The organism is Bradyrhizobium sp. 191 (genome assembly GCF_023100985.1).
In the GTDB taxonomy this organism is placed as follows: Bacteria; Pseudomonadota; Alphaproteobacteria; order Rhizobiales; family Xanthobacteraceae; genus Bradyrhizobium; species Bradyrhizobium diversitatis.
Genome location: NZ_CP064692.1, coordinates 627395 through 645547, shown reverse-complemented (window position 1 = coordinate 645547; position 18153 = coordinate 627395). Strand labels below are relative to the sequence as shown.

General features: G+C 64.8%; 20 protein-coding genes. 8 read left to right on the top strand and 12 right to left on the bottom strand.

Going from position 1 to position 18153, the window contains the following annotated elements:
- Nucleotides 1–50: 50 nt before the first annotated feature.
- Nucleotides 51–1340, bottom strand: a complete 1290-nt coding sequence (locus tag IVB23_RS03050; protein ID WP_276578562.1) for a type II asparaginase — start codon at nucleotides 1338–1340, stop codon at nucleotides 51–53.
- A 54-nt stretch (nucleotides 1341–1394) separates the two neighbouring features.
- Entirely contained in the window at nucleotides 1395–1643 is a 249-nt protein-coding gene (locus IVB23_RS03045) for a hypothetical protein (protein ID WP_061876538.1), read from the bottom strand.
- Between the two features lie 201 nt (nucleotides 1644–1844).
- On the opposite strand from IVB23_RS03045, the gene IVB23_RS03040 reads away from it, so the two are divergent.
- The gene (locus IVB23_RS03040) at nucleotides 1845–2309 is read left to right on the top strand and encodes a cupin domain-containing protein (protein WP_061876539.1); all 465 of its coding nucleotides are present in this window, start codon (nucleotides 1845–1847) and stop codon (nucleotides 2307–2309) included.
- Between the two features lie 6 nt (nucleotides 2310–2315).
- Here the strand turns inward: IVB23_RS03040 and IVB23_RS03035 are convergent, their stop codons facing one another.
- Entirely contained in the window at nucleotides 2316–3278 is a 963-nt protein-coding gene (locus IVB23_RS03035; protein ID WP_247802432.1) for an alpha/beta hydrolase, read from the bottom strand.
- 114 nt (nucleotides 3279–3392) lie between these two features.
- On the opposite strand from IVB23_RS03035, the gene IVB23_RS03030 reads away from it, so the two are divergent.
- Nucleotides 3393–4070, top strand: a complete 678-nt coding sequence (locus tag IVB23_RS03030) for a nitroreductase (RefSeq protein ID WP_074447943.1) — start codon at nucleotides 3393–3395, stop codon at nucleotides 4068–4070.
- A 131-nt stretch (nucleotides 4071–4201) separates the two neighbouring features.
- Nucleotides 4202–4405, top strand: coding sequence for a hypothetical protein (locus tag IVB23_RS03025; RefSeq protein ID WP_061876542.1), 204 nt, complete (start codon nucleotides 4202–4204; stop codon nucleotides 4403–4405).
- Between the two features lie 27 nt (nucleotides 4406–4432).
- On the opposite strand, the gene IVB23_RS03020 is transcribed toward IVB23_RS03025, so the two are convergent.
- The 3 genes from IVB23_RS03020 to IVB23_RS03010 are packed head-to-tail and all read right to left on the bottom strand — an operon-like array spanning nucleotide 4433 to nucleotide 7048.
- Nucleotides 4433–5554, bottom strand: a complete 1122-nt coding sequence (locus IVB23_RS03020) for an HD domain-containing phosphohydrolase (RefSeq protein WP_247802431.1) — start codon at nucleotides 5552–5554, stop codon at nucleotides 4433–4435.
- Nucleotides 5555–5612: 58 nt separating this feature from the next.
- The gene (locus tag IVB23_RS03015; protein ID WP_061876544.1) at nucleotides 5613–5942 is read right to left on the bottom strand and encodes a PilZ domain-containing protein; all 330 of its coding nucleotides are present in this window, start codon (nucleotides 5940–5942) and stop codon (nucleotides 5613–5615) included.
- Nucleotides 5939–7048: a DUF2336 domain-containing protein gene (locus IVB23_RS03010; protein WP_247802430.1), complete on the bottom strand. Its 1110-nt coding sequence runs from the start codon at nucleotides 7046–7048 to the stop codon at nucleotides 5939–5941. Before IVB23_RS03010 ends, IVB23_RS03015 begins: the two co-directional genes overlap by 4 nt.
- Nucleotides 7049–7346: 298 nt before the next feature.
- Here IVB23_RS03010 and IVB23_RS03005 point away from each other — a divergent pair, with 298 nt between their 5' ends.
- Together IVB23_RS03005 and IVB23_RS03000 are read left to right on the top strand one after the other, a co-directional pair.
- Complete coding sequence (locus IVB23_RS03005; protein WP_247802429.1) at nucleotides 7347–8294, top strand: AraC family transcriptional regulator; 948 nt, start codon at nucleotides 7347–7349, stop codon at nucleotides 8292–8294.
- A gap of 50 nt (nucleotides 8295–8344) precedes the next feature.
- The gene (locus tag IVB23_RS03000; RefSeq protein ID WP_061876547.1) at nucleotides 8345–8935 is read left to right on the top strand and encodes an NAD(P)H-dependent oxidoreductase; all 591 of its coding nucleotides are present in this window, start codon (nucleotides 8345–8347) and stop codon (nucleotides 8933–8935) included.
- 97 nt (nucleotides 8936–9032) lie between these two features.
- Here the strand turns inward: IVB23_RS03000 and IVB23_RS02995 are convergent, their stop codons facing one another.
- Entirely contained in the window at nucleotides 9033–11114 is a 2082-nt protein-coding gene (locus IVB23_RS02995) for a methyl-accepting chemotaxis protein (protein ID WP_247802428.1), read from the bottom strand.
- A gap of 92 nt (nucleotides 11115–11206) precedes the next feature.
- A complete protein-coding gene (locus IVB23_RS02990) occupies nucleotides 11207–11647 on the bottom strand; it encodes a DUF1810 domain-containing protein (RefSeq protein WP_247802427.1) in 441 nt (146 codons plus the stop codon).
- Nucleotides 11648–11768: 121 nt separating this feature from the next.
- Here IVB23_RS02990 and IVB23_RS02985 point away from each other — a divergent pair, with 121 nt between their 5' ends.
- From IVB23_RS02985 to IVB23_RS02975, 3 genes are all read left to right on the top strand, one after another.
- Nucleotides 11769–12788 (top strand): DUF2778 domain-containing protein, encoded by a 1020-nt coding sequence (locus IVB23_RS02985; protein WP_247802426.1) that lies wholly within the window; start codon nucleotides 11769–11771, stop codon nucleotides 12786–12788.
- 65 nt (nucleotides 12789–12853) lie between these two features.
- Nucleotides 12854–13111 (top strand): hypothetical protein, encoded by a 258-nt coding sequence (locus IVB23_RS02980; protein WP_024338019.1) that lies wholly within the window; start codon nucleotides 12854–12856, stop codon nucleotides 13109–13111.
- A gap of 122 nt (nucleotides 13112–13233) precedes the next feature.
- Nucleotides 13234–14325: a substrate-binding domain-containing protein gene (locus tag IVB23_RS02975; RefSeq protein WP_061876550.1), complete on the top strand. Its 1092-nt coding sequence runs from the start codon at nucleotides 13234–13236 to the stop codon at nucleotides 14323–14325.
- Nucleotides 14326–14470: 145 nt separating this feature from the next.
- Here the strand turns inward: IVB23_RS02975 and IVB23_RS02970 are convergent, their stop codons facing one another.
- The 4 genes from IVB23_RS02970 to IVB23_RS02955 are packed head-to-tail and all read right to left on the bottom strand — an operon-like array spanning nucleotide 14471 to nucleotide 18148.
- On the bottom strand, nucleotides 14471–15253 hold the full coding sequence (locus tag IVB23_RS02970) for an ABC transporter ATP-binding protein (protein WP_061876551.1): 783 nt from the start codon (nucleotides 15251–15253) through the stop codon (nucleotides 14471–14473).
- Complete coding sequence (locus IVB23_RS02965) at nucleotides 15241–16296, bottom strand: dihydrodipicolinate synthase family protein (protein ID WP_061876552.1); 1056 nt, start codon at nucleotides 16294–16296, stop codon at nucleotides 15241–15243. Before IVB23_RS02965 ends, IVB23_RS02970 begins: the two co-directional genes overlap by 13 nt.
- Before the next feature lie 6 nt (nucleotides 16297–16302).
- The gene (locus IVB23_RS02960) at nucleotides 16303–17124 is read right to left on the bottom strand and encodes a GNAT family N-acetyltransferase (protein ID WP_247802425.1); all 822 of its coding nucleotides are present in this window, start codon (nucleotides 17122–17124) and stop codon (nucleotides 16303–16305) included.
- A complete protein-coding gene (locus IVB23_RS02955) occupies nucleotides 17111–18148 on the bottom strand; it encodes an NAD(P)-dependent oxidoreductase (RefSeq protein ID WP_247802424.1) in 1038 nt (345 codons plus the stop codon). Before IVB23_RS02955 ends, IVB23_RS02960 begins: the two co-directional genes overlap by 14 nt.
- Between the last annotated feature and the right edge of the window lie 5 nt (nucleotides 18149–18153).

The following is an 18153-nucleotide window of genomic DNA, read 5'->3' as shown; positions in this document are numbered from 1 at the left end:
TCAAGTCGTTCGGCGCCGCGTTCGATTACCGTTTCAAGCGCGAGTAGCCTCTAATAGGCGAAGAACATCCGCTGAATTTCCTTGGTGTCGGTCGTCTTGGTCAACGCCAGCATCAGCAAAATGCGCGCCTTCTGGGGATTGAGCGTATCCGAGACGACGAAGTCGTGCTCATCGTCCTTGGCCTCGCCATTGCGCGCGACGATGCCGTTGCCGACACGGCTGCTACGAACGATCACCACTCCCTTCTTGCGGGCTTCGTCGAGCGCCGGCTCGACCGCGGGGCGGGCCAGGCTGCCGTCACCCACGCCGGCATGCACGACCCCCTTGGCGCCAGCGGCTACAAAAGCGTCGATCGCGACCCGGTTCATGTTGGCGTAGCCGTAGACGATGTCGACCTGCGGCAGAACATCGAGCTTGGACACGTCAAATTCGGAATCCGCCGTGTGCCGGCGGGTCGATTGCCGATAGAAATACGGCTTGTTGCCCTGCATGTAGCCGAGAAAGCCGAGTTCAGGCGTGCGAAAGGTGTCTGCCGTGGAGGTGTTGTTCTTGGTGACGTCGCGCGCGGCGTTGATCTGATCGTTGAGCGCGACGAGCACGCCCTTGCCGACGGCTTCTTCACTGCCTGCGAGGATCACCGCATTGAAGAGGTTGATCGGGCCGTCCGCGCTGATCGCGGTCGATGGGCGCATCGCACCGACGACGACCACAGGCTTCTTGCTCTTGACGACCAGATTCAGGAAATAGCTGGTTTCCTCGATCGTATCGGTCCCGTGCGTGATCACGATCCCGTCCACGTCGTCCTGCGCGAGCAGCGTATTGACCCGCTTGGCGAGCTTCAGCCAATAATCATTGTTCATATTCTCGCTGGCGATCTGGAAGACCTGCTCGCCCTTGACGTTGGCCACCGTTTTCAACTCGGGGACGGCGTTCAAGAGGGTCTCGATGCCCACCGTGGCTGCGGTATACCCGACGACGGTGGTGCTGCTCGCCCCGCTGCCGGCGATCGTGCCGCCGGTTGCGAGAACCACGACGTTGGGCAGGCCAGGGCCTCTTGCGTTGGCAACGTCAACAATCATGAGCAGCGTAAAGAGCACGCTCATCGTCGCCATCATGTGATCTCGCACGCGAAACTGCAACATCTCGCCCATCCTTTGCTGGAAGCCTCGTCGATGCCCCGGTTCACTCAGCGCGGCATGATCCGTCAGCCGCTGCGTTCTGTCTAGGGTCGCGGCGAGTTTGCTCCACGCGCTCGGCGCGTGTCGCACACTGGCGGCGGGGAGGCACAAAAAGCAAATGGCCGGGACATCTCGCGCGAAGACGCGCTTCTGCCCGGCCATGACGGCATTTCATTTGTGATGGCTTGCTGAAAAAGCCGGGAATGGACCGCGCGCTTACGCGCTGGTCTCGCACTTCTTCATGAAGCTGTTCTTGGCGGCACCGGCGAGCGGCTTGCCGTCGGAGCCGACTGCCTTGGGTGCGCAGGCATCCGCCTTGCACTTCTTCAGGAACGAGGTCTTGGCGGCGCCGGCCAGCGGCTTGCCGTCCTTGCCGATCGCTTTGCTCTCGCAGGTCTCTTGTGCGAATGCCGAGCCCGCTGCAAAGGCGGCAACGATCGCTGCGAGGAAAATCCGCTTCATCATGGGTGTCTCCTGAAACCAGAAATGGCCGGGAGATTGGAGCCGGGAATCATGGCGCAATCAAGCAGGATGAGCGGACGTCGTCCGGTCGACGTACCGATTTTTCGAGCGCGGTCGGCGGCGGCCCATCCTTGTTGCACTGCTCGCTGACCCCGTCGTGGGATGCTGCTAGCCTCGATCAGCTTAGCTGGATGGAGCATCGTCATGGACGCTACGATCTCGAAGGGCGCAGAGTCTGCCGACCGGCATTCCCACCTGGTTCGGCCCCAGGACATGGACTGGCAGAAGACCCGCTTTCCCGGCTGCGAGGCCAAGACGCTGCTGTTCGATCGCAGCACGGGCCTGATGACCGCCTTGATGCGCTTTGCGCCAGGATCGGTGCTGCCCGATCACGAGCATGTCGGCATCGAGCAGAGCTGGGTCATCGAAGGCGCGCTCGTCGACCAGGAGGGCCCGGCCAAGGGCATTGCCTGCAAGGCCGGCGAATTCATTTGGCGCGAGGCGGGCAGCCGCCACGCCGCCTGGTGTCCGGACGGCGCCTTGATCCTGGCGATCTTCCAGGTGCCGAACAAGTTCTTCGAAGCCGGCGGCCGCGTCGTCGACGCAGCCGGTCAGGATTGGGACGAGACCTGGGGGCATACCGGCGCGCAACAGGCATCTCGCGGCTAGCCCCCCTCAGGCGCCTCGCGCGAGCAACGCCTTGAAGTCGGCCCTCGCGCGCTGCGCTTCGGCGCGTGCGACGTCCGAGGCATCGCCCATGCCGAAATAGCCGTGGATCAGGCCGGGGCCCTCGTGGTGCTTGACGCGGACGCCGGCGGCCTCCAGGGCCCGCGCATAGGCGGCACCTTCGTCGCGCAAGGGATCGAACCAGGCGGTGGTCACGATGGCCGGCGCGACGCCCGCCAGTGAGGCGGCACGCAACGGCGAGGCGCGCCAGTCGGTGGCATGGCCGGGATCGGCGAGATAGTGGCCGCAGAACCATTCCATCGTCGCCCGCGTCAGAAAGTAGCCCTCGGCATTCTCCTCGCGGGAGGGATAACGCGCGTTCTCGCGCGCGTCCGCGTAGCTGCCGAGAACGTCGGTCACGGGATAGACCAGCATTTGCGCGGCGAGATTGATGCCGGCATCGCGGCAGGCGATCGCGGTGGTGGCTGCGAGATTGCCGCCGGCGCTGTCGCCGGCAACGCCGAAGCGCTTTGCGTCACCGCCAAATTCCGCGACGCGGCCAAACACGTCGCTCACCGCGGCGAAGGCGTCCTCGAAGGCGCCGGGAAAGCGCGTCTCGGGCGGGCGGCGATAGTCGACGGAGACGACGACCGCGCCGGTCTCGATCGCAAGGTTGCGCGCCTGCCGGTCGTGGGTTTCGAGATCGCCTGCAACCCAGCCGCCGCCATGGAAGAACACCACGGTCGGTGCCGGCGCGGTGCCGATCCGGTAGACCCGTGCAGGTAGCGGACCGGCGCCGCCTTTCACCCTGATATCCTCGACGCTATCGACCGGCGGCGGCGGAATGGCGGCACGTGAGGCAGCCAGTGCGCGCAAGGAATCGCGGGCGCTCTGTGGCGTCATGACCGTGGGATCGCGCATCGGCATGAGCGGAATGATCTGGGCGATGACGGGATCGAGCGGCGCGGCCATGACGGGTCCTCCAGGATTCTTGGTCTTGCTTGCGGGCCAGCATAGGTTTTGCGGGCCGCATCGGCAACCGGCCTGCGTCGCAACGCCGGACGAACGGGCAGGGAGGTTCACGAGGTGGAATTCGAGACGCTGGTCCAGTCGCGCCGCAGCGTGCGTGGCTTCAAGAACGAGCCGGTGCCGCGCGCGGTGATCGAGGCGATCATCGAGAGCGCCAAACGCGCGCCCTCGTCGATGAACACCCAGCCCTGGCATGTCCATGTGCTCACGGGCCATCCTCTGGAGGAGGTGCGTCGCCGCAACATGGCGGAGATGGCCGGCGGCGCCAAGGTCAAGCGCGACATCATCAGCCATGGCGAATACCAGGGCGTGCATCGCACCCGGCAGGTCGACATCGCCAAGAAGCTGTTCGGCGCGATGGGAATCGCGCGCGACGACAAGCCGATGCGGCAGGACTGGGTGCTGCGCGGCTTCCGCCAGTTCGACGCGCCGGTCTCGCTGGTGCTGACCTACGACCGCGTGCTCGATCCCGGCGCCGTCTGCCATTTCGATCTCGGCGCGCTCTGCTACGGCATCGTGCTCGCGGCGTGGGACCGCGGGCTCGGCTCGGTCATCAACGGGCAGGGCATCATGCGTTCCGACATCGTGCGCGAGGTCGCCGAGATTCCGGAGGACGAGGTCATCATGACCTGCGTCGCGATGGGCTATCCCGACGACGGCTTTGCCGCGAACGCGGTGCGTTCGGACCGCGAGCACAACCACCAGTTCGTGCGTTACGTGGGTTTTGCCGATTAGCACGACAGGAGGAGATTATTCTCTGGCGGAAATTTTTGGTGCGGAGTCCCAAGCGGCCTCTTGCAATCTCGAAGGTGCAGGAGGAACAATATGCGGACTGAGAGGTTTGTTGCTGGCGCGAGGGAATTGACATGCGGCGGCTGGCTAGCCTGGTTCGACGGTTCTTCGGTCCGCGACTCCGGCACAAGATCGATGACGATCCAAGTCTTCCTTTCACACCCGAAGAGTTCGGCCGGCTGATACGCAGCGGCCGGCACGAGGACATGAAGCTGCTGGCCGAGGGGCTGGCCTGCCGGTCCATCCCGCGCCGCGCCAGCCATCGCGCTACTCATTAGGCCGCGTTCGAGACCGGTCTGCCGCGCTCACCGCGTGAGCGCGACCTGCTTGAATGAGTGGACCAGCACCTTCTCCAGCTTCCCGTTCATCCCGCACAGAATATTGTAGGCGTCCGCGCGCGGCATGGTCGGCTTGTAGTGCCGGTGCTCGATCAGCGCCGCGAAGATGTCCGAGATCGTTAGAATTCGCACGATGTCGCCGATCCTCTCGGCGCAGAGCGCGTCGGGATAACCGCTCCCGTCGAGGTATTCGTGATGATGGCGAACGGCATCGAGTATCTCCGGCGAGATTCCGTCGTGTCCCTTGAGAAACTCGTAACCGGCGGCCGGATGCGTTTCGATCAGCGCGCGTTCGGCGGCATCAAGACGGCCCGGCTTGTCGAGGATGGCGAGTGGTATCTGCGCCTTGCCGATGTCGTGGAACATGGCAGCCGAGTAGAGACGTTCCAGGTCGGCTCTGCCGACGCCGAGGCTCAGTCCGAAGTCGATGGCAACGCCTGTCACGAGCAGGCAATGCTGATAGGTTCCTTCGTGATGGCGGCGCACCGTCATGAGCCACTCCGTCAGGCCATGCCGGGTGATACGGTCGGCAATCTGGCGACCGGCTTCCTTGGTGCCGTCGACGTCGAGCGGTTGGCCGAGGGTCACAGCCGTGAACATCGATGCGATCGCGGTCGCGGCGGTCTCGACGGCGTCGTCCGGTTGCGACGCGTCGCCTGACGAAGCGGATGGACCGTCGGCCGGATCGGCCAGCGCCGCCAGCAGCCTGGTCCGGCTGACCGTGCCGGGAAGGACCAGCGTCGCCCCGAGCGCGTAGGCTTGCGAGATGCAGACGTGGGAGGCGTGCTCGAGCAGGAAGATGCGCTTCCTGGCCTTCGCCAGCTTGCCGGCCCGCTTCTTGATCGCGGCGATGTTGTCGACGTCGCGCAGCTCCGCGCGGATGACGATGGCGGCCGGCGTCTGCGACAGCCTGGAATCGGCATCGAGTCGCTCGCCGGCAATGGTGAATTTCTCTTGGAGGATCGAGCAGACGCCCGAAAGCTTGTCGGACGTGTCGGCCAGCACATGCAGGAAGGGGCGATCGGTTCGTGTCTGACGGATACCGCCGTCACCATCGACCGGGCCGGATCTTGTTGGCGCGTGCTGCACGATCTGACCTACACTTTGCGACCGTATGAAAGTCAAACACCAGGTGGAATGTTCGAATCTATTTACCCTGAGCCGCGGTCTGCGCAGGCGCTGGTGCGCCTGCAGGCTTCTTCTTGCCGTCAGCCGTAACGAAGTGGACTCCAGCCGTGGTGCCGTCGATCCAGACCAGTTCGCAGCGCCGGTAGGCGAGGCCGGTCGACGACAGCAGCATGAAGAACTCCTTGGCCTGGAGCACGTCGAGTGTGCCCTCGACCTCGATCTTGGCGCCGCTTTGCGATACGTCCAGCAGGACGCAGCTGCGTCGCCAGGTCCCGTCCGAACCCATGAGATTGACCGGCTGCCTGTGGTCCATTTTCACACGAGCGGCTTTGCGACCGTCGAATTTCATCGGCTCATCCCCATCTTTGCGCCGCGATGTTCCCGACTGCTCTCCTTGGCACTTGCGGCAATTTCCCCCCAACGCACCGTCCACTGGCTGGTGGACAGGAGCAGTGTCTCAAAAATGTGCTGCGCGCGTTCGCGCTCGGCGAAGGAAAGCCTTCTGCCGCAGCGATTGCCCAAGATGGCCAACGTGGTCTGCCAGTTCAGCCGCGAGGCACGGCAGGCCATCACGAGACCCTCGCAATCGTCGTCGGTCATGACATGCTCGACGATTTCGATGGGAGCCCCCGAAAGCACCGATAGGGCCGTGACGAGGTTGGCGGTCTCGCCGCGGATGGCGAAGCGGTTCACCGTGGAATCGTTGAGCTTGCCGATGCGGTTGAGCGCAACGATCTCCGGCCGCGCGCCGGCATAGGCGGCCGCGCAGGGCAGCTTGGGGACGATTGGCGCGGCCGCTACCGCTTGAAGCGAGACGGTCGCCGTCGGCCCTGTGCCGGATTTCGGAGCCGGTGAGGCCGACAGCAACTTCCGCATGACCGTGTCGGGCGTGTCCGGCCTGAGTGCCAGCGCCTTCGTGAGCTCATCATCCGTCAGGCACTTCCCGACCAGCGCGGCGTAGGCGGCGTCCGAGAATCGTGCCTCCGTATTGGCGATCAGCGCAATAAGGACGCTGCGGAAGCCGCCTTCGATCAGCGTCTCGATCACCGGCGGATCGATCGGCGCGCGGGCGGCGATCGCGCATTGCTGCCGTTCGCCGCTCGAGGCCGCGATCGATTTGAGATCGGCGGTGGACAGTGACGGCGATCGCAGCAAGACGGGGCACGCCACCTCCGGATCGTGGTGAGAGGCGAGACGCCGCATGGTCTTCGGCGGAGCCACCGCGAGTTCCGCGAGTGCGGTGCTGAGCTCGATCAACGCACTGGCCTCAACCCGCTCCGTCAGCCGCAGCAGAACGCCGTCGACCACACTGGCGAGCAATTCCTGGGGCCGGTCGCGGCTGCTGGTGAGCAGCTGCATGATGCCGGAAAGAATGCGTGCGCAGCGGTCCAGCGGACACGTTGCGACCGCGTCCTCCAACTCGACCAGAACATCAGCAGGCGAATTTGCCGTCATGGCAGGGGCCTGAAATTCGAAATAACTTTGACGATCAAACGAGAGCTATTGCGCCTCAAAGTCGTTAATTTTGAATTTTAGATATCGAAGGTCAGGTAGCCTGGCACCATCACAGTGCGGGAAACGCTATCGAAATTCGGCGAGAGACAGACGTGGTCGCTTGTTCTTTCAACTGGCTCCTCGCCAATTTGTCAGGACACGTTAAGATTGATCCTTTCTAGGTAACGGAAAACCGAAGGGGAAACGAACCGGCGTCGCGGCCGGACGCACGTCTACGCCACGTCGCGTTTCATATTTCATGAACAGCATTGACGATGTGCCGAGACTGGCACTCAACACTTTTCGCTTTTCAGACGTCGACGAATTTCGAAGTGCGATACGCGGGCTGAATTTCGAATTCACGCCTTTCGTACGGAGGATTTCGGCTGAGCAGACAATCCTGTCGTTGCCCGGTTGCGACGTGAATTTGACGCGGACGTTTCCGCGAATGGTCGATGCACAGCTGGTCGAGAATTGCACGGCGGTCGGCTTCACGATGGACGACCTCGACGTGCCCGTTCGCTTCAATGGCTCGCAGCGCGCCCGACCGGTCGTGGTCATTGGCAGCGGCGGCGCCGCCTACACCACCGTTGAGGAGGTGCAGCGACAAATCGCCTCGGTGGTTTTCAGGCCGGAGGTGCGGGACCGCGGCTGGCCGGCCACGCTCTCGAGCTTCAAGATTTTTGAGGTCTCGGCGGCCGGCTTGTTCCGGCTGCGCACCGTGGTTCGTGAGGTGCTGGCCGAGGCGTCCGGCCCGGCCGAGGCGCCGGAGCTTTCGTTGAAGGGCGCGGCGATGAAGGAGTCCCTGCTCGGAGCCGTCGACGAGGCCTTCGAAAGCGTCGTCTCGGCCCGCTGGACCCTCGGCCCCAACGACGAGCGGAATTTCAGGATGTTCCAGGACATCCGCGCACTGCTGACCGAGGATTTGTCGCAGCCGATCTACAGCGATGAGATCGCGCGCAAGCTCGGGCTGTCCGTTCGCACCATGCACGACGTCGTCCGCCGCTATCGGGGCATGAGCCTGCACCGCTATTTGCGCCTGCGCCGGCTGTGGCTGGTGCGGCGGCAGCTTCTCGCCGGCGCCGATAGCGTCAAGGCGGTCGCGCTGGCGTTTGGCTTCTGGCATCTCAGCGATTTCTCCAGAAGCTACCGCGTCCAGTTCGGCGAGTCGCCGTCGCAAACGCTGGGCCGCGGTCGCGGACGATAGTCCGACAAATCGGGTAGGGACGAGCGCCGGTTTCGTGCTACCGTCCGGCCATGAGCAATCGCATTCTCGTTCTCTACGGTTCCTACCGTTCCGACCGCATGGGCATCCGCCTTGCGAATTTCGTCGTCGATCGGCTGCGCGGCCGCGGCGAGGAGGTCGAATTCATCGACGCCAAGGCAATCGGCCTGCCGATGCTGGACCGCATGTACAAGGAATATCCCAAGGGTTCGGCGCCCGAGGCGCTGGAGAAGCTGGCCGGGCAGATCCGCGGCGCCGACGGCTTCGTCTTCGTCACCGGCGAGTACAATTGGGGCATCCAGCCCGGCCTGAAGAATCTTACCGACCACTTCCTCGAAGAGTGGTTCTGGCGTCCGGCCGCGATCGTGAGTTATTCCGCCGGCCGACTGTCCGGCGCGCGCGCGGCGACGGCCTGGCACGGCACGCTGTCGGAGATGGGGATGGTGGTGGTGTCGAGCACCATCGGCGTCGGCCCGATCGCGCAGACATTGTCGGCGGAGGCCGAGCCGATCGGCGAGGGCGGCAAGGCGCTGGAGCGCTCGTTCCCCCGCTTTGCCGACGATCTCCTGTGGTGGATCGAGGCAGCGAAAGCGCAGCGGGCGCGGAAGGCGCCGCCGTACTAAAGCGCGATGCGACCGGGATGAACCGTCATCGCGCTTGAGGTTGTTGTTTCAGCATGAGCTGTTCGGAAAACCGCTGCGCGCTTTTCCGGATCATGCTTTAAGCGGTCCTGACCTCGCCGAGGAAGCGGTCGAACTGTCCGGCGAGATCGCGCGACTGCGTCGAGAGCTGCTCGGCGGCGCCCAGCACCTCCCTCGCGGCAGCTCCCGTGTCGTCGGCGGCGCGCTGCACGCCGGAGATGTTGCTGTTGACCTCCTGGGTGCCGCGGGCGGCCTCCTGGACGCTGCGGGCGATCTCCTTGGTAGCCGAGCCCTGCTCCTCGATCGCAGCGGCGATCGCGGTGCCGATCTGGTCGATCTCGCCGATGACGTCGGCGACGTTGCGGATCGCGGCCACGGTCTCGTCACTTGCCGTCTGGATCGCCGTGATCTGCTCGGAGATCTCGGTGGTGGCCTTGGCGGTCTGGCCGGCCAGCGACTTCACTTCGGAGGCGACCACGGCGAAGCCGCGGCCGGCATCGCCAGCGCGGGCGGCCTCGATGGTCGCGTTCAGCGCGAGCAGGTTGGTCTGTTCGGCGATGCTCTGGATCAGCGTGACGACGTCGCCGATCTTCTGGGCGCCCTCGGCGAGCGCGCGGGCGGTGTCGCCAGTGCGGCGCGCGTTGTCGACGGCACGGGCGGCGATCTCGGTGCTTTGGGCGACCTGACGGCCAATCTCCGCGATCGAGGAGGTCAGCTCTTCGGTGGCGCTGGCGACGGTCTGCACGTTGCTCGATGTCTGTTCGGAGGCGGCGGCGACCACCGCGGCCTGGCTGTTGGTCTGCGCCGCCGTCGAGGTCATCGACTGCGCGGTGCTTTCCATGGTCGCCGAGGCCTGGGACAGGCCGCCGACGAGCTCGGTGACCTTGGCCTCGAAGGCTCGCGTGAGGCTGTCGAGCGCCTGCGCGCGCCGCATCTTGCCGTCGTTCTCAGCCTGCTTCTCGGCGGCGAGCCGGTCGGCCCGGATCATGTTGTCCTTGAAGACCTGAACCGCCGCGGCCATCGCGCCGATCTCATCGGAGCGCTGGGCGCCGGGGATGTCGCCGGCAACGTCGCCATCGGCAAGCTGTGTCATGCGCGTCGTCAAGCCGACGATCGGGGCGCAGACGCGGCGGCGGACCATCACGATCAGGCCGGCGCTGGCGATCAGCACGGCGAGGAGAACGCCAAGGGCGATGATGAAGCTGGTGCGGGCGGCGGAAGATGCGCTGGCGAGAATCTGCTCGGCATTGTCGTAGAAGGCATCGCGAACGCCGATGATGGTGCCGAGGCCGCGCTGTGTCGCGGCGTAATAGGTGTCCATATCGTGCTCGTACTTGCCGGTGACGGCGCCGTCTTTCACCAGCTTGAGCTCGCGGCCGAATTCCTCGACATAGATCGCGTTGAACTTCTCCAGGGCCTCGGCGACGTTCGCAGGGGTTGACGGATTGCCGCGCAGTTCTTGCAGCGCCATCACGATCTGGTCGTTGCGGCCCTGTGAGCGGGCGATGTCGGCCTTTTCGGCGTCAGTCGCCGGTTTCTTGCCGCCGACGAGATTTTTGTGGAGGCTGGAATTGAAGCCGCCGACGTCCCGCAACGTCATGGCGATGTTGGCGTAGCTGGCCTGTCGGTAGGCATCGCCATTGAGGATCGCCATGCGGCGGACCTGCTCGTTGAGAAGCGCAGTCACACCTGCATTGAGCACGGCATTGTCGGCGACGATCTTCTTAGCCGCGTCCTTGCGGGCCTCCGCCGGTCCGGCGAGCGCCTTGTCGATGGCTTCGCGCAAGGCGGTGAATTTCGCATTGATCCCGTCGATATTGCTGCCGATGGTGCTGCCGTCCTCGAAGGAGCCGGGCAGCTCCTTGCGTCGTGCGTTCATCCTGTCGCGGGCGCCGTCGGTCTGCTTGCGCAATTTGTCCTGCTCAGTGAGCAGTGCCGGGTCGATACTCGCAGGGCCGTAGAGAATGTTGGTGGAAAAGCCGCGCTCCGGATTGAGATAGCGCGGGATATCGCTGACAGCGCGGACGATGGCCAGGCGGCCTTGCGCCTCGCCGACCCGTTCCATGGTCTGGTATTTCGTCACGGCGACGTAGACGGCGAGGCCGCCGCCGACGGTCGAGAGCGAGACGATGGCGCTGGTCAGGAGCGTACCGATTTTCATGATCTGTCCGGCAATGGCGTGCGACGAGAGTTAAATTTGCACGGACAATAGATACCCCGTGTTAATCTCGGGTTACGCCCCCGGCGGTAGGTTCAGCCGGATGCGCGGTCGAGCCGCGACAGGATCTCGAGCGTGGCGCCGTCGCGTTCACCAGCAAAATAACGGGCAATCGCCTGATCGAAGACGCGTTCGTCGGACACCGCGCCGAACAGAGTCATCGACGCGCGGAATTTGGCGTCATCAGGTGCGCCCAGGATCGCGTTGATGGTCCGGCCCTCGACGGCGAGCACGAGCCTCGTGCATTCGATCACGCGCGCCCCGAGGACGGGATGGGCGAGATAGGCCTCCGCCTCTGCGCGGGACCCGATGGCGTAGCGCTGCGACATGGCGCTGAAGCCGAGGCCTGCGACCTGCGGGAAGATGAACCACATCCAGTGAGTCTGCTTTCGACCCCGGGCCAGTTCGGCCTGGACCTCGCGATAGACCGGGTCCTGGGCCCGGACAAAGCGGTTGAGATCGAAGAGATCGGTCATTGGATACCTTTGGGAGGTTTTCCGGCCGCGATTATGCCTAACTTTTGGCTCCCAATGTGGTAGCTGGTATAGAGTCTCCGGGTGGGGGTGGGCACCCCCGGGGGTCGATTTTGGGGATCTGATGGTTTCCGACGCAGCAAACGCCGATAGGCTGTTGTCGCGCCGCCGTGTCGGGCGGGCCGAGACGATTTTACTGTCTGTGGCAGCGGTCGCGCTGGCGCTTGGCGCCGCCGCGTGGGTTTCTGACATCGGCGATTCGACTCCGCTGGTCTCCGCTGCGCTGCCGCCGGCCAATGCTTCTTCGTTCGAGGACCGTTTCGCGTCTGCTGCCGGCAGCCCGCCGGCGCGCGAGTTCGGCCTGCGGGCGCTTGAGCGCTCCGCGGTGAATGCGGTCCAGCTCAAGCTGCGAGATGCCAAGGAGATGCTCGCCCAGAAGCTCCAGGGCGACGACTGGCGCTCGATGCTGTCCGATGACGAGCAGTCTGCAGCCGAAGAGGCGAGGCCCTCGCAGCGTGCCGACGCCATCCCGATGCCGCGCTCGCGTCCGGTCCAGGCAGATCTGGCCGCCCAGATCGCCTCCAGCCAGGCCTATGCCGATACCGGTTCCAGGACCGACAACCGCAATTTCTTCGAAAAATTCACCGACAAGATCAAGCTGGCTTCGTTGACGCCGGATAGCGGGCTGCTGACAAAGGCGCCTGATCTAGCTTCCCTCGGCTACGACTCGCGAACCGCGGTCTACGACATCTCGGCCAAGGCGGTCTATCTGCCGAGCGGCGTTGCGCTGGAGGCCCATTCCGGCCTGGGTGCGCTGATGGACGACCCCGACCACGTCGACCGGCGGATGGTCGGCGCGACGCCGCCGGCGACCTACGACCTCAAGCCGCGCGAAAAGCTGTTCCACGGCGTCCGGGCACTGCGCATGACGCCGACTGAGGGCACCAGTGCGCTTGGGCGCGTCGGTCTGCTCACGCACAACTACCTGCTCGGGCCGCGCGGCGATTCCAACGGCTGCGTCTCGATCAAGGACTACGACCGTTTCCTGAAAGCCTACGACAATGGCGAGTTCAACCGCCTGGTCGTGGTGCCGAGCCTGCGCGGGACGGCCACCGCTTCGCAGCGCGCGAGCACCAATTCCTGACCTTGTCTGCGACGGCGGGGCTGCCGTTTCCCCTTCGTTAAGCCGTCCTCGCCCAGAAGCAGCCCATGAGTGATCCATCAAGTTCCGAAACCCCGCTGCGCACGACGTTCAAGATCAAGCTGAACGGTGACACGTTGGCGATCGCAACCGTCGGTCAGGCCTATCAATTCCTCACCAACTTCAAGTCGGTCGAGTGGATGGAATTTCGCTCCCTGCACGAGGACGCAGTCGCAGCCCTGGAAGGTGCCGCCGGTAACGCTATGCTGGCGGTGCAGGCGACCAACGCCGTGCGCGCGCTGTTCGTCAGCGCCAAGCTGCTCTGAGAGCTCCGTACGGGCCTTCTCCTCGCAACTTGAACTCCGCTATAGGAACGGGCAAACGGTCCGCGAAGGCCATCGCCACAAAACCATATGTTTGAAATCTACTTCCAGGGAGAGTCCACATCATGAAACGCCGTACATTCATCCAGGGCGGCGCGGTCGCCGGCGCGACGACGCTGGTTGCTGCACCTGCGATCGCGCAGAGCGCGCCCGAGATCAAATGGCGCCTGACCTCGAGCTTTCCGAGATCGCTCGACACCATCTACGGCACGGCGCAGACCTTCGCGAAATACGTCGCTGAGGCCACCGACAACAAATTCCAGATCCAGACCTTCTCGGCGGGCGAGCTCGTGCCCGGCCTCCAGGCGCTGGATGCCGTCAGCACCGCATCGGTGGAGATGGCGCAGACGCCGCTCTATTTCTACATCGGCAAGGAGCCGGCGCTGGCCTATGCCACCGGTGCGCCGTTCGGCATGAACCATCGCCATCAGGAGTCGTGGTGGCACTTCGGTGGCGGCGCCGCTCTCACCAACGAGGCGCTCAAGCCCTTCAAGGCGCACGCCATCCTGTGCGGCAATTCCGGCACCCAGATGGGCGGCTGGTTCCGCAAGGAGATCAAGACCGTCGACGATCTCAAGGGTCTCAAATTCCGCATCGCCGGCATGGGCGGCCACGTGCTGGCAAAGCTCGGGGTCGTCCCGCAGCAGATCGCGGGCGGCGATATCTATCCGGCGCTGGAGAAGGGCACGATCGACGCGGTCGAGTTCGTCGGTCCCTATGACGACGAGAAGCTCGGCTTCTACAAGGTCGCCAAATATTACTACTTCCCCGGCTGGTGGGAAGGCGGCGCCATGCTGCACATGATCGTCAATGACGAAAAGTGGAATTCGCTGCCCAAGCAATACCAGGCGATCGTCAACCAGGCGGGCGCGGCGGCCGGCGCCTGGATGCTCGAGAAGTACGACAGCGTCAATCCGGCCGCGCTGAAGCGGCTGATCGCGAGCGGCACGGAGCTGAAAGCGTTTCCGCAGCCGGTGCTGGAGGCCTGCTACAACGCCACCCAGGACCATCTGAACGAGCTCGCCGCCAAGAGCGACCTGTTCAAGCGGACCAAGGAGAGCCACGACGCGTATATGAAGGAGCTGCTCTTCTACACGCAGATCGCGGAGAACTTCTACGACAACTATCTGCTCAGCAAGATGCGCAACAAGAGCTGACGTAAGGGGCGCGGTGCCGCGATCGCGCCGCGCCCTCGTAGGGTGGGCAAAGGCGCACTTGCGCCGTGCCCACCATCACGTGCTTCACTTGCATTGGTGGGCACGCTCCGCTTTGCCCACCCTACGAGAATTTTCGTTTGGCGAATTACGCCGTCCCTAAGCCCAGCTTCGCATAGATGCGCCTTGCATAGGCGCCGAACGCGTCCGTCGTCTTCAGCGGAAGGTCGCGCGGAAAGGGCAGGTCGATCGCGAAATAGTCGGCCATCTTCGCCGGGCCCGCCGTCAGCACGGCGCAGTGCGAGGACAGGAACACGGCTTCCTGGATCGAATGCGTGACGAAGATGATGGTCTTGCCGCTCTCGCGCCAGATCCGCAGCATCTCCAGATTCATCTGCTCGCGCGTCAGCGCATCCAGTGCGCCGAACGGCTCGTCCATCAGGATCAGTTTCGGATCGTGGATGAAGGCGCGCGCGATCGCCGTGCGCTGCTGCATGCCGCCGGACAATTGTTGCGGATATTTCTGCTCGTAGCCGGAGAGCCCGACGAGGTTGAGAAGGTCGCGCGCCCGCTCGCGCGCGGCCTTCATCGGCAGGCCGACGATCTCGGCCGGCAGCAGCACGTTGTCCAGGATGGTCCGCCATTTCAGCAGCAATGCCTGCTGGAACACCATGCCGATATCGCGGGTCGGATCGAACGGGCTCGTGGCATTGCCTATCGTCACGGTGCCGCCGTCGGCGCCATGCAGGCCCGCCAGGATCTTCATCACCGTCGTCTTGCCGCAGCCGGACGGGCCGACCAGCGAGACGAGCTCACCTTCCTGCACGTCCATGGTGACGTCGGACACCGCCAGAAACTCGGTGCCGCCGCTGCGATAGACCTTTCGGACGCCTTGCAGGCTGATGAAGGGCTCTGAGCTCATGCCAGCCATTTGTTCAAATTCGCGGCGACGAAGGCATCGTCGCTGAGGTCGGCGTGCTCGCGGCAGACGCGATCGATCTCCTCCTTCTGGCCGGGGCTGAGACCCTCGTTTGGATCGAGGCACCACAAACCTTCCATCAGGCCCTGGCGCCGCAGCACCTCGTGGCAGCCGGCGATGCAGCCATGGAAATTGTTGGCGACGTCGAAGAAGGCGCTGTTGCAATCGGTGACGCGGGCATCGAGCGCCAGCAGGTCGGCGGGCACGGTGTCCTTGTGCCGCGCCGCCTTGCAGCGCTCGAACTGCTGGATGGCGCTCGCGGTCCAGACCGACCAGTGGCCGAGCAGGCCGCCCTTGAAATAGGTCCGCGTGGTGACGCCCTTGTCGCGGAGATCGAACGGCAGCATCAGGTCGAGCAGGATGTGGTCGTCATTGCCGGTGTAGAGCGCGACGCGGTCGAGCGCGCCGGCGGCCGCGACGCCGCGCAGAACATCGAGGGTACGGTAGCGGTTGAACGGTGCGATCTTGATCGCAATGACGTTGTCTATCGAGGCGAAGCGCTGCCAGAACCGGCTCGACAGGATGACGCCGCCCACGGCCGGCTGAAGGTAGAAGCCGACCAGCGGAATTTCGGCGGCCACGGCCGTGCAGTGCGCGATGATCTCGTCCTCGGAGGCGCTCTTCATCGCGGCGAGGCTGAGCAGGCCCGCGTGATAGCCGATGTCGCGTGCGGTGCGGGCCTCGGTGATCGCCTGGCTGGTTGGGCCGGCGAGGCCCGCGACCAACGCCAGCGGCCGCTGGGTCCAGTGTGCTGCGGTCTCCGCGGCGAGCTCGAGCACGGGACGGTAGAGGCCGACGTCGCGGATCGCGAATTGCGTAGTGTGCACACCGACGGCAAGGCCGCCCGAGCCGGCGTCGATGTAATAGCGCGTCAGCGCACGCTGATGAATCTTGTCGAGCTGTCGCTCGGCGGTGAGCGCGAGCGGATGCGCCGGCAGCACGGTGCCGTTGGCGATCAGCTTGCGGACGTCGCTATTGATCTGGCTGTGGTGCATGATGTCCTATCCGAATTCGGGGCCGGCGACGGCGAATGGCATTTCCTCGGCCATGGCGGTGGCGGGGCCGAGACGCATCCGCTGGAAGGGGCGTTCGATGGTCCAGCCGGACGCCGTCAGTCCGTCCAGGAATGCGGCTTGCGACGCGACGGCGTCGAGCAGGAGCGGTCCGTCCTGCGACCGCGCGATCGCGTCGACCAGGGTCAGCGCGACTGCGGTGTGATCGGCGAACAACGGGCCGATATGGCACGCGGCTCGGCCGTCCCGCACCAGCGCGATGGCGCCGTTCGCTGTGACGATGCGCGAGCCGGGTCGCTGTGCGAACGCCGAGAGCAGGGCGGTACGGTCGAGACCGGTCGCCCGCCGGTCCCGCGCGCGAAGTGCATCGAGCGTTGCGGCTGACGGAGCTTGCGCGGATCCGGACGTGGATTTCAACAGCTTCAGCCGGCGCAATTGCGAGGTCGGGGTGAAGCCGAGCGGGCCATAGACCCGGGCGCCGTCGGGCGTCGCATCGAGCCAGCACGTCAGCCTGTCCTTGCGCGCCGCCTCGAGGCAGGCATCGACGAGCCGCGTGGCAAGACCGCGGCGGCGATGGCTTGCCGTTACCAGCACCATGCTGATCCACGCATTGTTGCCGGAATAGGGCAGCAGCGCCGCAGTCGCGACCAGTCGCGCGCCGTCGTGGATGCCGAGGACGACTCCGTCGCGCAGGAAGATGCGCCAGTCTTCTTCGGTCTGGTTCCAGTGCGCTTCGGTCGAGAGCACAAGGCCAGCCGCGGCGTCCTCGACGCCGAGCCGGACGATGTGCGGACCGTCAGTAGCGACCATCGCGCACCTCGTATTTGGTGGGCTTGCCGAGGCTCGGCATGGCGCGAGAGACCCAATCCGCCGTCCAGGCGATCAGTTGCTCGGTGTCAACGACGGGCAGGCCGAACAGTTCGACCGCCTTCGACGTGTCGGTCAGCCACGCGGTCGGCACTTCCTTGCCCGTTAGCATCGGCGCGCGGCCGAATCTTGCGCCGAATTTTTGCGCGAGATCGCGGACCGCCAAAATCTCATGGCCGCTGACATTGATCGGCGAGGTCGGCGTCGTGCAATGCGCCAGGCAGCGCAGCGCCTGGGAGGACGCATCGCCCTGCCAGATGAAGTTGACATGGCCGAGGCTGACGTCGATCGGCGTGCCCGTCAGAACTTTCGTCGCGATGTCGTGCAGCACGCCATAGCGCATGTCGATCGCGTAGTTGAGGCGGAAAAGGCGCCCCGGCGTGCCGAACTTGCGCGAGAAATATTCGAACATGCGCTCGCGGCCGACGCAGGACTGGGCGTATTCGCCGGGCGGATTCGGCGCCATGTCCTCGCTCGAGCCTTTGCCGTCGACGGGGACGAACGGATAGATGCAGCCGGTCGAGAACGCCACGATGCGCGAGGAGGGGAAAGCCTGCGCGACCAGCGCCGGGACATGCGCGTTCATCGCCCAGGTCAGCGACAGATCGCCCTCGGCGCCGAACTTGCGGCCGGCCATGAAGACGATGTTCGGCGCTTTCGGCAGGGCCTGAATAGCCTTCTCGTCCATGAGGTCGCAGTTGATCGTCTCGACGCCGCGCGCGTGCAGCCAGTCCTTCACGCCGGCGTCGCTGAAGCGGGCGACGCCGATGATACGGCGATCCGGCGCGGCGGCCTTCGCAAGTCCTGCCAGCGTCGGGCCCATCTTGCCGGCGACGCCGAGGATCATGATGTCGCCCTCGACCTTCTTGAGATCGTCGATCAGGGCCTGGCTCGGCCGGCACAGGAGATCGTCGAGTGCAGCGGTGTCAGGGATGGTCTTCGGCAGCGTCTGGCGGGTGAGCAGCATGGATA